This window comes from Carnobacterium mobile DSM 4848 (assembly GCF_000744825.1).
Lineage (GTDB): Bacteria > Bacillota > Bacilli > Lactobacillales > Carnobacteriaceae > Carnobacterium_A > Carnobacterium_A mobile.
Map to the genome: position 1 here is coordinate 1,657,637 of NZ_JQMR01000001.1, position 14,643 is coordinate 1,672,279.

Here is a 14,643-nt window from a genome sequence, read left to right on the forward strand (position 1 = left end):
TCTTTCTCCTTTTTGAAAATTTATTTTTCATAGTTTTATCACTTTTTTGTTTTCGTAATAAGTTTTATTATTATTCGTTTACCTTCCGGACAACGTCAATGACACTGCCGTCTCGGTATTCGACAACAGCAACCACTTTGTCTTCGTATTCAATTGGATCTGGTGTTCCCACAACAGCATAAGCTTTTTCTTTTAATTCTTCGATCGTAAATTGCGGAACAGGGATATCTTTAAATACATCCATTAAATCTTTTCTTAATGGGTTGATACAAATACCAACTTCTGTTACCACTACATCGACGCTTTCTCCCGGTGTGACAACCGTATTCACTTTGTCTACTACAGAAGGGATACGTCCGCGAATAAGCGGAGTGACGATGATGCTCATCTTAGAAGCCGCTGCTGTATCGCTATGGCCGCCAGATGCACCACGAATCACGCCATCTGAACCTGTTAGAACATTCACGTTGAAGTCCGTATCAATTTCTAGTGCAGAGAGAATAACGATATCCAGTTTATTAACTGCTGGTCCTTTAGTTCCGGCTGAGGCATAGAAATCAGCGGAAATTTCATAATGGTGTTCATTTTCTTTGATCGATAGCGCTGATCCTTTATCAAATGACTGAACATCAATAATTTTTTCTACTAAGCCTTCATTCAGCATTTCAACCATTTGCTGGGTAATCCCGCCTAATGCAAAGCTGGCCTTGATATCTTTTTCCAACATGTCTTGACGCAGATAACGTGCAACAGCTAAAGCAGCACCACCTGTACCCGTCTGGAAAGAAAATCCATTTTTGAAATAAGGAGAATTTGTGATGACCTTATTTGCATTTTGAGCGATCAACAAGTCTTTTGGATTTTTTGTAACACGCGTTGCGCCTTTAGCAATACCGTCAGGATCTCCGATTGAATCAATTTCAAGCACATAATCGACTTGTGTTTGCGGTATACTGATCGGTGTATTGGGATAAGGAACTAGGTTATCAGTAATGACAACCACTTTGTCAGCGTATTTTGCATCAACTTGAGCGTAGCCTAATGACCCGCATGTTGCTTTCCCGTGAGATCCATTTACATTTCCGTAGTCATCTGAACTAGGTGCGCCTAAAAAAGCTACATCAATATGAATATCCCCTGCTTCGATGGCTCTTGCACGGCCTCCATGAGAACGAATTACTACGGGCTCATCCATCAATCCTCTAGAAATAGCTGCTCCCAAGTTATCTCGCAACCCGCTGGAAGTAATATGGGTAACGACACCATTTTTAATATGATCAATCAAAGGCGCGTGCACATTTGCAATGGAACTTGGCGCAATAGATAAATCTTTGATACCCATTTTTGCAATTTCATCCATCACTAAGTTGATTACAGCGTCTCCTTCACGAAAATGATGATGAAACGAGATCGTCATACCATCTTTCAACCCCGTTTTTTCAATTGCTTCTCGAATAGACCCTAATAATTTACTGCTTCCTGGAGAAACGGGCGTAACTTCAGCTGATGCTCGTTGATAAGGGTCTTCTTTAACGGCTGCACCTGAAAATGTACCATAGCGTTCATTGATAAGTGTTTCTGGAATCATTCTTCCAATTTCGTTTTCTGCCATTATGCTTGAGCTCCTTTCTTAATCAATCCAGCTGCTTCTGCCAAACTCAAAACGCGTTCTGCACGTTCAACGATTGGCTTATCAATCATTTTTCCATTCAATGCAATAACACCTGAGCCTTTTTCTTCTGCCTCTTCGATGGCATGGATCACATTCATGGCATCTTCAATCTCATCTTCAGTTGGGGCAAAAATGCGGTTAACGATTGGGATTTGACGAGGATTGATTACCGATTTCCCATCAAAACCTAATTGTTTAATCGTTTCAACTTCATGTTGTAAACCTTCTTCGTTGTTTACATCTGAATAAACGGTATCTAGCGCTGCAATTCCTGCATTACGGGCTGAGTGTAAAATCATGCTTCTAGCAAAAAGTAATTCTTGCCCTTCTGGTGATCTTTTCGTATGCATATTGGTAACATAATCTTCTGCGCCTAAAGCGATTCCGATCAATCGGTCACTTGCTTTAGCGATTTCTACAGCGTTCAATACACCTTCTGCACTTTCGATTGCTGCCATCATTTTAGTTGATCCTATTTCCCTGCCGGATTGTTTTTCTACTTCTTCGATCACCGCTTCGACATCAAGAATATCTTGTGCCGTTTCTGTCTTAGGCAAGCGGATCACATCAATACCTGCGCGCACCATAGCTTGTATATCATCATGTCCGCCTGCATCTAATCCATTGATGCGAACGACCGTTTCTGTCTTGCCATAATCAATCGTTTTTACAGCCTGATAAACAAGAAAACGAGAAGTATCTTTCTCTTTCAAAGAGATCGAGTCTTCCAGATCAAACATGATTGAATCTGCCCCATAAATATTAGCGTCTCTTAACATTCCAGCATTACTTGCCGGTACAAACATCATCGTTCTTCTTAAACGTTCCATTCTTCAATCGCCTCCCAGTCAATCGATTTTGTCGTTTCAGCTGCACGGTGAACAACTGCAATTGTTCTGGCTTTAATCGTACAGTCAAGGGCGCCTTTATCTTCAACAACTAATTTAGCATCTTGGATTCCTAGGTTTTTTAATGTTTCTTCAATCACTTCGCGTATTCTTCTGCCGTATTGTTTTGCGACTGAACTGTTTAATTCAACCTCAATCCCTTTGTTTGGATTTTGGTCAATAATAATCTGTATATCAGAAGACTCTACTGTGCCCGCGATAGCTTGTTTTTTTATCATAAATTTATCCAATTCTTATCACTCCTTATTTTTCAATTTTAGTTGTACTTCTTTTCCCTTTTGAGAATTTAAGTAATCAAAAGTTGTTTGAGGAACGAGCGCCTTTAACTCATTCAGCTTATTTTCTGCGAATAAAGTCCGAACGCGTGAAGCGCTGATCACTTCCTCGGATGTTGCTTTACGCGGAAGAATAATTAATTGAATGGTGTCATCAAACACTTCAGCCATAGCTTCGTTATAGATATTTGTTGCTTCAGAATAAGGTTCTTCTCCTACGTAACGAAAACGAATGTTTAATGTTGGCGCGATTGCCTCTCTAAAAATAGTTGCATCTAATTTTGCTTGAATCCGTGTAACATCACTATTTTCTTTTAAAAAGTAAGAAGGAAAAGTAGCAGATGATACCAAATAACTTTTCGTATCATGGATAGAAATATTCTTTAAATACTTTCCACCTTCTTTAACAAGTTTTTTTCGATCTGCTGCTGGAAAAACAGATGCATCCTCGGAAAGAACAAACAAATGAACCCAATCGTTTTCCTTAGCTGCAGTTTCAACCAGATACTGATGACCTTTGGTAAAAGGATTTGCATTCATGACAATACCAGCTATGCGTTCACCTTCTACGGCTTCCTGCGACAAAGCTTGAAGATACGATTCAAAACCAAAAGCTGCTTTTTCCATAAAGACCAATTCCTCTTCTACACGCGAGATTTCTTTAAACCCCAAGTGTTGAAAAGCCGCTTTTGAAGCTGGTTTCGTGTAGACATAGCACGCAGTTTCTCCATCTTCAAAAACCTTATTCATTAAATGAGAAACCAGCTGGTTAATCGCTCCGCCTCCTGTGTAGTCTTTACAAACTGCAAAACATTTCAAGACATTATCTGCAATAGAACCTGTTCCAATTAATTTTTCTCCATCAAAAAGACCAACTGTATAGTCAACATTTTCTTCTGTCTGTATTCCTGCTTGATGAAGCAATTTTTCCCATTTCTGATGGTCTGTTTTACTTTTCTTTACCCATAAGCGTTTTATTTGAAAGTCCATTTTTCCCCTTCTTTACTGATTCACTTTGCATTCTTAGATTAAAGTCCTTGTGTCTTAAATTATACGCTTACACTTTTTGGAGGCAGGAAAAAGACAGCAAAAAAACAAAAAGAACAGCTTAAAAACAAAAAAAGAACAACTATGATGTTGGTCTTTTTTCGCTTTCTAAAAAATATTTTCTAATTTCCCTAAAAAAATGACGATGATCAATAAATCTGCACTGCCACCTGGGCTTAAATTCTTTTTCATAAACAATTGGTTTAGCTGTTCAATTTTAAAAAGCGTTGTTGACGTAAATCGCTGCTCCTCTTGTAATAGTTTCTTCGCTTCCTCTTGAACAAACAATAAAGCATCTATGCCGCCACGATGTACAAGATTTGAATCTTCAACAAATGTCATCAAATAAAATAAAATTTCTAATAGCTGCAAATGAAAGGCTTGGTTCTTATCTTGTTTTTCTATCATTGGTAAAATTTTCTGTTGAAGAATAGGGTATCCCGCTTCAGCTTCTCCTCTAATTCCTGTAAATCCGTATTCTAAATAGAGTTTTTCTCCGTGCGTTAACTGTTCTTTTAAATGAAGATTTTTAAAGTCATTGGAAACCAATCCAGATGTCATTTCTTTGATATACAAAAAAATTGCTTCTCTTTCTTCTGTTTCAATGATTGGAAAGCTTTTTTCTTTTGTGAGCTGAGGTTGAAGAATTTTTCCAGCTGCTGCCAGAAAAATACCTAATGAAAAAATAATACCTTTATGTGTATTGATCCCTTTTGTCTCTTTGAACATAGCTTTTTCCGCATCTATTCCTATTGGTCGAATGGCTTGAAAAAGTTTTTTTGCCTCTCCTTTCCAATTTATTCCCATTAAAGCAAATTCATAAAATCCCTCCATTAAGCCTGTTGAACTATTTAAGAAAGTGTAAATGTTCATGTCCTCATGAGAACCGCTATTTTGGGCATCAACCAATCCAGGTTTTGGAAACAAGACGGCTTCGTACAGAACAGCTTGCTGAGCATAGATCGCTAGTTGTCTAGCCCACTTTTGTGCTTTTTCTTTTCTATTTTCCATTTTGTTGTTTTTCCATTTCTGCTAAAATAAATTTTTCTGAATAACTTAAGTGTTCATTGATAATCAATTTTATTTGCTCCTCATCTTTATTATACATACCACGATAAATCATCCAATGTTCATTTAATGCTTTTTTTCTTCTTCCTTCTTCTGTAAGTGAGATATCTCTAAACCGCATCAAGTACTCCCGCAACTTAGTAACAATTGAAGTAAGACGTGGCATATCGCTAAACTGATAAATTTTTTCATTAAAAATAGAAAATAACCGAATGACTTCCTCAACATCTTGGTTTTTTTTATTTACTTCTTCCGTCTTCACTAATAATTGTTTTAATTCATCAAATTGTTCTTTGGTCATTCTAGTCATTGCATTGATGGTGGCAACTACATCTAAAGCTTGACGAATTTGATAGATTTCTTTTGCATCTTCAATAGTTATTCTTTTAACAATTGTTCCAAATTTAGGAATGTATTCAACTAAACCTTCTTTTTCCAGCCGGTGTAAAGCTTCACGAATAGGTGTACGACTGATATTCATACGCTCTGCAAATTCTTTTTCTTTTATTCTTTGACCTACAGGGATACGTCCAGTAATAATAGCTTTTCTAATACCATCAAATACAATTTCATTTAACGGTTTAAACTGTGAAATATCCGTAAAATTAATAATTTCTCTTATGTAATCTTCCACTTTTCTTCCTCCTCTTATATAAATGAATTCACTTTTTGTAAACCGTTTACAAAACTTCTCTTTGTTATTATCTTAACATAAGAAAGAGAAATTGAAGGAATTTTTTTCAGTTAACAGGCTTACAAAATATTTCATCACTTACTAAAATAGATCAACAAAACCAATGAACCTGTCTATGTTTTAGGCAAAGAGGAAGAAAGTGAAGCAGATATGGTCAATAAAAAAGAATGGAAGGCTATACAAAAACCTAGTACCTTTAATCTTCTGGAATATCTGGTGTGATTCATCAGTGTGAGCAAGAAAACGAGTTTTTTCATTGGAGGATGTCGATGGGTACTCTCTAAAGTTAGCAAAATCAGCTATAAAAGAGAATCCATTCCAAAAATCGACATCAAGTTATTTATTCTGTCGATAATAATATAAAGACTATTATTATTTAGTTTACTTGGACGCATTATGAAAGATAGGAAACCATTTTGAAAAAATAGTAGTCTCCTATCTTTTTTATTATTATCATTAAGGCGAGTAAATCTCTTTTAACTGCCTTATCATTTTTAAATCTCTATTGATAAGATAAGCAAGTTCAATTAAGCGTAAGCTATTCCTCGTGATAAAGATATTGTTAGAAGGAGGGAATCCTTTCTTACTGTCCTATCTTAATGACTGCAGCGATATTCTTTGCTGTATTTCTTATATTTTTATATCCAACTTCTAGAGCAGTCTCCAAAGAAGTGATTTCAGAAAGAATGCTGAACACTGCCGTTATGCCATGTTCATAAACTGCTTGATAATTGCCTGATAAACGTCCAGCAACTGCGATAACAGGAATTTGATATTTTTGGGCAATTTTAGCTACGCAAATGGGCGTTTTCCCATAAATAGTTTGGTGATTGATTCCGCCTTCGCCCGTAATCACTAAATCAGCCTCACAAATTTTATTTTCTAAACCGACTAATTCGCTAACCAATACGCCGCCATTTTGCAGCTTAGCTGCTAAAACGGCCAACAATGCACCGCCTAATCCGCCAGCTGCTCCTGCTCCAGCAATAAATTCAATGTCTTGTTTCAAATCTTGACGCACCACACTAGCAAAATGTGCTAAGTTTTGATCCAATTGTTCTACTTGTTCCGCTGTTCCACCTTTTTGAAAACCATAAATATAAGAAGCACCTTTAGGTCCGGTCAAGGGATTATCCACATCACAAGCTACTTTGATTTCGACTTCTTTTAATTTGGGGTTTAATTCGGAAAGGTCGATGGAAACTAAATCAGCTAAGCCGATTCCGCCAAGGACGATTTGCTGCCCCTCTTTGTCCAATAGTTTGCCGCCTAAGCATTGAATCATTCCAGCGCCTCCATCATTGGTTGCACTGCCTCCGATCCCAATCAAAATTTCTTCAACTCCTTTGCTTAAAGCAGCTTGAATCAATTCGCCGGTTCCCCACGTAGATGTCACTAAAGGATTGCGCTCTAAAGGATCCACTAAGTGCAGTCCTGAAGCTGCTGCCATCTCAATAATGGCTACTTTCCCATCTCCTGAAATCCCATAAAAAGCTTCTGCTGGTTCGCCTAGTGGTCCATGAACAGTGAGTGTTTCTATCTTTCCTTTTGTTGCATCTACTAAAGATTGAACTGTTCCTTCTCCACCATCAGCCATCGGGACTTTTACATATTCTGCATCTGGAAAAACTTGCTTAAAGCCTTCCTCAATAGCATTTGCTGCTTCTAATGCAGTTAAACTTTCTTTAAATGAATCTGGTGCGATAATAATTTTCATTTGGACACACTCCCTCCTTTATCTTTCTCCAAATAAATTTTGGTTAAAATAGAATACTGTATTTTAAGTATTAATGTTCTTTTTTTATTTGTTAACTAAACAAGTTGAATACCCCAAAGATAAGTGTAGAAACCACAGTGATAATCAGCCCTATAAGAGATTCATAGGGAATTAATTTTAATCTTTCTCTAAAGTCCATCGTAACACTTCCTGCAGTTGCATGGAAAAAACTTCCATGTGGCAAATGATCCAATACAGTAGCTCCTGCATGAACCATGGCCGCTCCTCCGATATTACTAATACCAGCTTTTAACAATGTTTGACTAAAGACACTACTTGCTACCGCAGCTCCTGAGGTAGTAGAGGCTGTGGCAGCTGACATAAATATTCCCGAAATGGGAGCTAACATGTAGGCAGGCAAACCCATTGTTTGAATTCCACTTACCAAAACATCTCCTAGCGTCGAATTACTAATTATCCCAGCCAATGTTCCAGTTCCTAACAACAGTACAGCTACTCCAGACATTTTATTTAATCCCGAAATAGTATAAGCGGTCACTGATGAAAATTTTCCCATAACAATTATTCCGACTATTCCTCCCAAAGGTAATGCAATCATTGGGTCAACTGCGATTCCAGCAATTGGCCTTAATGATAATAAAATGATCGCTACTAAAGGAGCTACAATTGCTTTTCCAAATGAAGGTACAGAATGTTCTTCTTCAGATAATTCTGTTTCAGAAATAGGACTTCCTTTCAACATTAAGCGTTTCGCAATAAAGTATGTGGCAAATACTGCGAAAATAGCTGGAATGACTCCAGCTAACATAACATTAGTTAAAGGGACATTAAAAGCCTCAGAGACTGCTATTGTATTTGGATTTGGCGAAATAATGTTACCGGCTTTGCCTCCACCGATCATCGCTAACAAAATAGCAGTTCTTGACATATTTGTTTTAAATGCTATTGCCATTGCAATAGGAGCAACAGTAATGACTGCTATATCAATAAAAACACCCACTGCCGTAAGCAGCATGGTTGCTAGCGCTAAGGCAAACAAAGCTTTTGAATGGCCTAATTTTTTTATGATTGTTTGAGCAATAGATGAAGCTGCGCCTGATTCTATTAGTATGCCTGCTAGCACACCCGCAGACAATATCCGTAGAACTGCAGTAACGATTCCTTGCGCTCCTTCATTCATCAAGCTAACAGTTTCTGTTAAAGAAGCACCACCTAATAATCCCCCAATCAAAGCTCCGCTAAACAATGCATAAACAGGGGGGATTTTTTTGAAAATTAAAAAAATAGCCAATACTAAGCCTATTACTGCTCCTAAAGCACTTACTTGCACATCCATTTACATTTCCTCCTAAAAGCTTATTACACGAATTGTAATCGTTTTACTTTTTAAAAGCATTGGCTAAACAAACAAAAATAAAACGTTTTCAACAAAGGTTATTGTGCAATCTGCTACTTATCTAATTTATCAGCAATCAATGATAAATGTAATTCAAATAAATCCGAGTAAACATAAGGGTTTTTTCCTGTAATTTGATAGATTTTATTCACCCGGTATTGAATAGTATTGCGATGAACATACAATTCATCAGCTGTTTGACTACTATTTCCATTATTTTTTATATAGGAACTTAAGGTATTTTGTAATTCTAGAGTCCTATCCTTTAATATCAAATCCTCATAACACTTGAAAATAGGATTTTCTTTTATAACGGGAAGCATCTTTGATAATAATACATATAAAGAAACTTCTTGAAACTGAAAAATCCTTTGTTTGATTTGTAGTTTTTCTCCAATAAACAGAGCATCTCTTGCTTCTTCATATGATTTCCACCATTCAGTATGGTGGTTATAAAAACCGCCCATAGAAACGGATACTTTCATTTCTAATTTGTCTAACTTCGTTAACCAAATTTTCAAAACTTGCAACGTTTGTTTTCTATTCCATATTCCATTGATTTCATTGATTTTTTTCAAAATTACTATTTCTCCTGTGAAAAGCGTGGTATACAAATCATTCTCTTCAATTAATTCTTCAAGTACAGCTGTTAAACGATTTAGTAGTTTCAGTTCATCGGTATTCCCTTTAATCACAATTGCGACCCTTGGCTCATATAGATTTAAACGTAATATTTTGATTTTTTTATAAAACAAGGTATCATGCTTATGTTCTTTGGTTATTAATTGGGAAATAACCTCACGATTGATTCGTTCATCAAGCTGGAGTTCTTTCTCAAGAATCGATTGTTCAATGATCATTTCTGCTGACATTTTCACTAGTTCGCCATAACCTCTAATTTTCCCTACTTCCCCTGTAATGCCCACTACACCTACAATTTCATCACTTATTATAATGGGCAAATTGATTCCTTCTTTTACACCGCCCCACAAAAGAGCATCTTCTGATTTTATCTCTATCGATTGTTTTTTATGTATAACTTCAATTGCTACCTCATGTCTCATTGATATTCTTTTCTGATCTCCTGATCCTATGATTTTGCCTTCTTTGTCCATAACGTTTACGTTATATGGAAGTATTTGCATCGTGCGATTCACAATGTTTTGAGCGATTTCTGATGATAAAGCTGAATACATATTCCCACTCCTTCTTATTCTCCTTAGCTACTTCTATACTTTATTATATCACTCATGAAATCTGCAAAGGATCGTGATTCTGACATTCTCGATGTTGCTAAGTAAAATAACTATAATACGTAATTTTTGGAGCAGAATAAGTTAAGACAACTGATTCCTATCTCACAACCTGTCTTTTATAAGAGTCAACCTGATCAATCATAACTTTATACAAATGTCTGGAGAAAATATTATAATCAGATAGATAACCATCATATATAAACAAGTCAAAGAAAGCGCGCTTCCAAAAAAGGAAGCGCGCTTTCTTAGCATTCACATAGTAAATAAAAGATAGTTTGAATCCATCAAGAATCTCCGAAGCTAAAGTTCATTCAATTACTCCAATTGCTTGGACTCCATAATTTCCCGTCCAATTCGCCTTCCATTTGACTAATGCGTTTGTATTGTTCTTTAATGAGACGAATAGTCGCTTTTAGCAGAGCTTTTTGTTTATAATCTTGGCTGTTGGCAACCATTGATTCAAGTTCCGACAATACCCATTCTTCTTTATCCATTGTCATGCTCCTATTCCATTTCTTCCAACGATAATTTTAAATCATCCATCGTTTCACGATTCTCTTCGATAATTTCCATAACATGTTGTAGTTTAAAGCTATCTTCTTCAGCCAAGGTCGTTAAATCGGTCTGTTCTAATTGGTTTAAAAACCAATTTTCACGGCTGGCTAAACTAGTGTCTTTTTCATGTGTTAACAGAAGTTGATACTCTATTAAGAGTTCCATTTTTTGTTCTTCTGTCAAATAAGAAAATTGGTGGATAGATAAAGGTTTAAGATAAACCATCCCCGTTTTAAGTGCCATTGCTTGAAAAGGCTTGGTTAATTCAGTGATACTGAAATGCTCTTTTCCGCCAGCTTGGTATTCATTTTTTGAAGCGCCTATTGTCAAAACTAAGCCAAATTCTTTATCTTGCAAGTGATGGCCGTTTTTCCCGTAAGCAAAATTTTCTGTCAGTACTTCATCTTGCCACTTTTTGAGTAAAGGAGGAGAACTGTACCAATAAAGTGGGAATTGAAAAATAATGCGGTCATGCTCAGCAATCAATTCTTGTTCTTTCATACTGTCAATTTTAAAATCAGGATACGTTTCTTCCAGGTGATGGACTGTCACCTCTGGCTCACCTGGTATGGAGCTCAGCAAATACTGTTGGCTGCTGGATTCTCTAATATCCGGATGAGAAATGATAATCAAGGTTTTCAATTTGTCTGTCTCCCCTATCTACTTTTTTTCGACTATTGTACGCGTGCTGTCTATTGCTCTAGATACTCTAACATATCTTCTTTAATAACTGAAATCAGCGGCAATTTTTGGATCGGTGTCAATTCAATATCTAATTGGCTGAATAACTTTCCTAAATCACAGGCAATGTGAGCATACCGGCATGCATCAACCACAATGGTAGCTGGCCGACCATTTTCTGAAAGAATCAGCTGAATCAATAGGCGCTGAAGCGATTCTGTGTCTCCCGGTTTAATAAATTCACTACAAATAATTTGCCCTGTCTCACTATTTACCACTAATAAAAGAGTTGGAAAGTAAGGGCGGCCTCCCTCTGACGGAATGATAGGCGTTTCTATGAAACCAACATCCAATTCCCAGATAGAAGTTCCGAATTTTTGGGAAGCAACTCGTTTCATTTCAAATTTAGTTACTAAAACTGGCGCTTCTTCAACATGAGCAGCACCATCCGCAATATATTTCGCTAAATTAAGTACGCCATCTTCATAGCTTCCATCTTTATGGTATGTACGCAACAAAATCTCCTGACTCATGCGCTCTGTTTCATAAAAAGCCAATTTTTTTCGAAAATCTTTTGCAGTATCCAGCAGCTTTTCCATCACATCTATCAGCATACGTTCATCTGCTTTTTCAGCAGGATAAGGATAATAACCAGGGCAATAATCCATGAATATTGGCCAAGCTTTTTTTCCTCTGAAGGAAATACCGCTTGATTTGATACGCTGATAAGCTTTTTTATCCAAGTCCAGCCGGTTTTCATATTCTAAAGCAAGGCATTTCTGTAATTGGAGTATTTCCCCCGGTGTACGCTGATTCCGCCAGTTTGATTGTTCCACTATATCAAAAAAATAAGATAGTTCTTTGGAATTCCGATAAAATAAAAATCCATAATTCTGTTCAGACTTACCTAGAATAGAAATCATTATGGGCTCTTTTTGATTTTCTAATTGAATCGCAATTAAATCTGTATCCCAATAATCATTCCAAAATTTTTCTTCATACAGCTTTTTGGCTAGCGAAAATAATTGCTTTTCCTGCTCCATTCTTTCATTGCCTCCTTTATCTTTTCTATTATGTTTATTATACCAAATTAATCTGCCTGTAAGTGGCTTATTCAAAAATCTCAGACTGAAAAAATTATAGTTTTTTTGATAAAAACACAAGTAAACGATACTCTTTATTCTAGGTTTCTCCTTTCCCGATTTCTCTCTTCAAAAAAATACGTTTATTTTGTTAGTTTTACCACAAAAAACAAATTCAAATATTTGTTGTTTTTCAGTAAAACGATTACAATGAAAGTGTAGCGCTATCTAATTAATTGTCAGGAGGATTTTATAATGAAAAAAATTATTAACGATCCCTCATCTGTTTTAGATGAAATGCTTAGCGGGCTTACGTTTGCTTATGAAGATTTAGTTGAACGTCTGCCGGAAACAAATGTGATTCATCGCAAAACTGCTCAAAATAAAAAAGTTGCTTTAGTCAGCGGCGGCGGTAGTGGACATGAACCTGCTCATGCTGGGTTTGTCGGGAAAGGCATGCTGTCTGCAGCTGTTTGCGGGGAAGTCTTTACTTCTCCAACTCCTGATCAAATTTATGAAGCCATTAAAGCCAGCGATGAAGGAGAAGGCGTGTTTCTGATTATTAAAAATTATTCAGGAGATGTCATGAACTTTGATATGGCAAAAGATTTAGCTGAAATGGACGATATTGCGGTTGAATTTGTGATTGTAGACGATGATGTGGCAGTTGAAGACAGTACGTATACTGCTGGAAAAAGAGGGATCGCCGGAACAGTTCTCGTGCACAAAATACTCGGTGCTGCTGCTGAGAAAGGGGCATCCTTAGCTGAAATCAAAGAACTGGCAGATAAACTGGTCTCTAATGTCAAATCAATCGGGGTTGCTTTAAGAGCTGCTACTGTACCTGAAGTTGGCAAACCAGGTTTTGAGTTAGCGGAAGATGAAATTGAATTTGGCGTCGGGATCCATGGCGAACCGGGTTACCGTAGAGAAAAAATCAAACCTTCTAAAGACCTGGCAAAAGAACTGATCGAACGGTTAAAATCAGAATTTCAGTGGGAAAAGGAAGAACAATATGCGGTATTGGTAAATGGCATGGGCGGAACTCCTTTAATGGAACAATTTATTTTTATGAACGATGTTAAAAATTTATTGGCTGAAGAAGGAATCGTCTTAGCTTATAAAAAAGTCGGCGATTATATGACTTCTATTGATATGCAAGGTTTATCATTAACTTTAGTTAAGCTGGAAGATGGCCAATGGCTCGATTATTTAACAGCACCGGTAACCACTATTGCTTGGTGAGAAAGAAAGGATGGGAATACGATGGTCTCTCTTGAAAGTATGAAAAAATGGATGACACTTTTCACAGCTCAACTATTAGAAAATAAAGATTATTTAAGTGAACTAGACACCGCTATCGGGGATGGCGACCATGGCAATAACCTAGCACGTGGAGCTGCCGCGCTAAATGAAGCCTTTGCGTCCAAAGAACCTGAAGATGTCACAGCTTTATTGAAGTTAACGGGAATGACCCTAGTAAGCAAAGTCGGAGGAGCTTCAGGACCTTTATACGGCTCCGCTTTTATCAGTATGGCCAAAGCTAGCCAAGACAGCACAGACTTAGCCGCTCTACTGGAAGCTGGGCTTGACGGCATTCAAAAAAGAGGAAAAGCTGAAGCGGGCGAGAAAACGATGGTCGATGAATGGGTTCCAGTGGTTGAAGCGGTTAAAGCTAAAAATTTAACGACTGATTTAATTGAAGACAGCGTGCAAAAAACGAAAGACATGAAAGCAACTAAAGGGCGTGCTTCTTATTTAGGCGAGCGTTCTGTCGGACACATTGATCCCGGAGCTATGTCTAGCAGTTACCTCTTTAAGACCATGATGGAAGCTGGTGTATATAATGAGTAAAGAATATGGTGTTTTATTGGTTTCGCATGTAGAAGGCTTGGCAAATGGAGTTGCGACTTTATTAAACGAAGTCGCCAAGGAAGTGACGATTAAAACTGCCGGAGGAACGTCTGAAGGCGAGGTCGGTACCAGTTTTGATAAAATTGAAGCAACCTTAAATTCATTTGAAGAAGATAAAATTGTTGCTTTTTATGATTTAGGCAGCGCTAAAATGAATTTAGAGCTAGCAATTGAAATGTCTGATAAACAAGTTACTTTTTATGACGCTGCTTTTGTGGAAGGAGCTTACACAGCTGCTGCTTTACTGCAGGCAGAAGCCCCACTTGAAGCCGTTGAAGACCAATTGAAAGCATTGGTCGTAAAATAACCGCTCGTTTATTTTTAACTTAATTAAGAAATAAAGTCTTTTTATAATTG

General features: G+C 37.1%; 15 protein-coding genes. 3 read left to right on the plus strand and 12 right to left on the minus strand.

What is annotated here, in order from left to right; all coding sequences use genetic code 11:
* Positions 1-70: 70 nt before the first annotated feature.
* The 12 genes from citF to BR87_RS07945 form a co-directional block, all read right to left on the minus strand.
* Positions 71-1,612: a citrate lyase subunit alpha gene (citF, locus tag BR87_RS07890; protein ID WP_035030706.1), complete on the minus strand. Its 1,542-nt coding sequence runs from the start codon at positions 1,610-1,612 to the stop codon at positions 71-73.
* The gene (gene citE / locus BR87_RS07895; RefSeq protein ID WP_035030709.1) at positions 1,612-2,502 is read right to left on the minus strand and encodes a citrate (pro-3S)-lyase subunit beta; all 891 of its coding nucleotides are present in this window, start codon (positions 2,500-2,502) and stop codon (positions 1,612-1,614) included. Before citE ends, citF begins: the two co-directional genes overlap by 1 nt.
* Positions 2,490-2,798, minus strand: a complete 309-nt coding sequence (gene citD / locus BR87_RS07900; protein ID WP_035032994.1) for a citrate lyase acyl carrier protein — start codon at positions 2,796-2,798, stop codon at positions 2,490-2,492. The genes citE and citD overlap by 13 nt, the downstream gene beginning before the upstream one ends.
* Before the next feature lie 18 nt (positions 2,799-2,816).
* Positions 2,817-3,845: a [citrate (pro-3S)-lyase] ligase gene (citC, locus tag BR87_RS07905; RefSeq protein WP_035030712.1), complete on the minus strand. Its 1,029-nt coding sequence runs from the start codon at positions 3,843-3,845 to the stop codon at positions 2,817-2,819.
* A gap of 165 nt (positions 3,846-4,010) precedes the next feature.
* Positions 4,011-4,913: a triphosphoribosyl-dephospho-CoA synthase CitG gene (gene citG / locus BR87_RS07910; RefSeq protein WP_051929740.1), complete on the minus strand. Its 903-nt coding sequence runs from the start codon at positions 4,911-4,913 to the stop codon at positions 4,011-4,013.
* Positions 4,903-5,604 (minus strand): GntR family transcriptional regulator, encoded by a 702-nt coding sequence (locus BR87_RS07915; protein WP_035030715.1) that lies wholly within the window; start codon positions 5,602-5,604, stop codon positions 4,903-4,905. Before BR87_RS07915 ends, citG begins: the two co-directional genes overlap by 11 nt.
* A gap of 643 nt (positions 5,605-6,247) precedes the next feature.
* Positions 6,248-7,381 carry a glycerate kinase gene (locus tag BR87_RS07920; protein WP_035030718.1) on the minus strand — a complete coding sequence of 378 codons (1,134 nt, stop codon included), beginning with the start codon at positions 7,379-7,381 and terminating at the stop codon, positions 6,248-6,250.
* Positions 7,382-7,472: 91 nt separating this feature from the next.
* A complete protein-coding gene (locus tag BR87_RS07925; protein WP_035030721.1) occupies positions 7,473-8,738 on the minus strand; it encodes a GntP family permease in 1,266 nt (421 codons plus the stop codon).
* Between the two features lie 113 nt (positions 8,739-8,851).
* Entirely contained in the window at positions 8,852-9,994 is a 1,143-nt protein-coding gene (locus BR87_RS07930) for a sugar diacid recognition domain-containing protein (protein ID WP_035030723.1), read from the minus strand.
* A gap of 371 nt (positions 9,995-10,365) precedes the next feature.
* Complete coding sequence (locus tag BR87_RS07935; protein ID WP_035030726.1) at positions 10,366-10,548, minus strand: hypothetical protein; 183 nt, start codon at positions 10,546-10,548, stop codon at positions 10,366-10,368.
* Between the two features lie 10 nt (positions 10,549-10,558).
* Positions 10,559-11,251, minus strand: a complete 693-nt coding sequence (locus BR87_RS07940) for an NAD(P)H-dependent oxidoreductase (RefSeq protein ID WP_035030728.1) — start codon at positions 11,249-11,251, stop codon at positions 10,559-10,561.
* A gap of 50 nt (positions 11,252-11,301) precedes the next feature.
* Positions 11,302-12,333 (minus strand): DUF7309 domain-containing protein, encoded by a 1,032-nt coding sequence (locus BR87_RS07945; protein WP_035030731.1) that lies wholly within the window; start codon positions 12,331-12,333, stop codon positions 11,302-11,304.
* Between the two features lie 294 nt (positions 12,334-12,627).
* On the opposite strand from BR87_RS07945, the gene dhaK reads away from it, so the two are divergent.
* Genes dhaK through dhaM form a run of 3 tightly spaced genes read left to right on the plus strand, consistent with a single transcriptional unit; the run spans position 12,628 to position 14,593 of the window.
* Entirely contained in the window at positions 12,628-13,617 is a 990-nt protein-coding gene (gene dhaK, locus BR87_RS07950; protein ID WP_035030734.1) for a dihydroxyacetone kinase subunit DhaK, read from the plus strand.
* A 21-nt stretch (positions 13,618-13,638) separates the two neighbouring features.
* Positions 13,639-14,226: a dihydroxyacetone kinase subunit DhaL gene (gene dhaL / locus BR87_RS07955; protein WP_035030736.1), complete on the plus strand. Its 588-nt coding sequence runs from the start codon at positions 13,639-13,641 to the stop codon at positions 14,224-14,226.
* Complete coding sequence (dhaM, locus tag BR87_RS07960; protein WP_035030739.1) at positions 14,219-14,593, plus strand: dihydroxyacetone kinase phosphoryl donor subunit DhaM; 375 nt, start codon at positions 14,219-14,221, stop codon at positions 14,591-14,593. Before dhaL ends, dhaM begins: the two co-directional genes overlap by 8 nt.
* Positions 14,594-14,643: the final 50 nt, after the last annotated feature.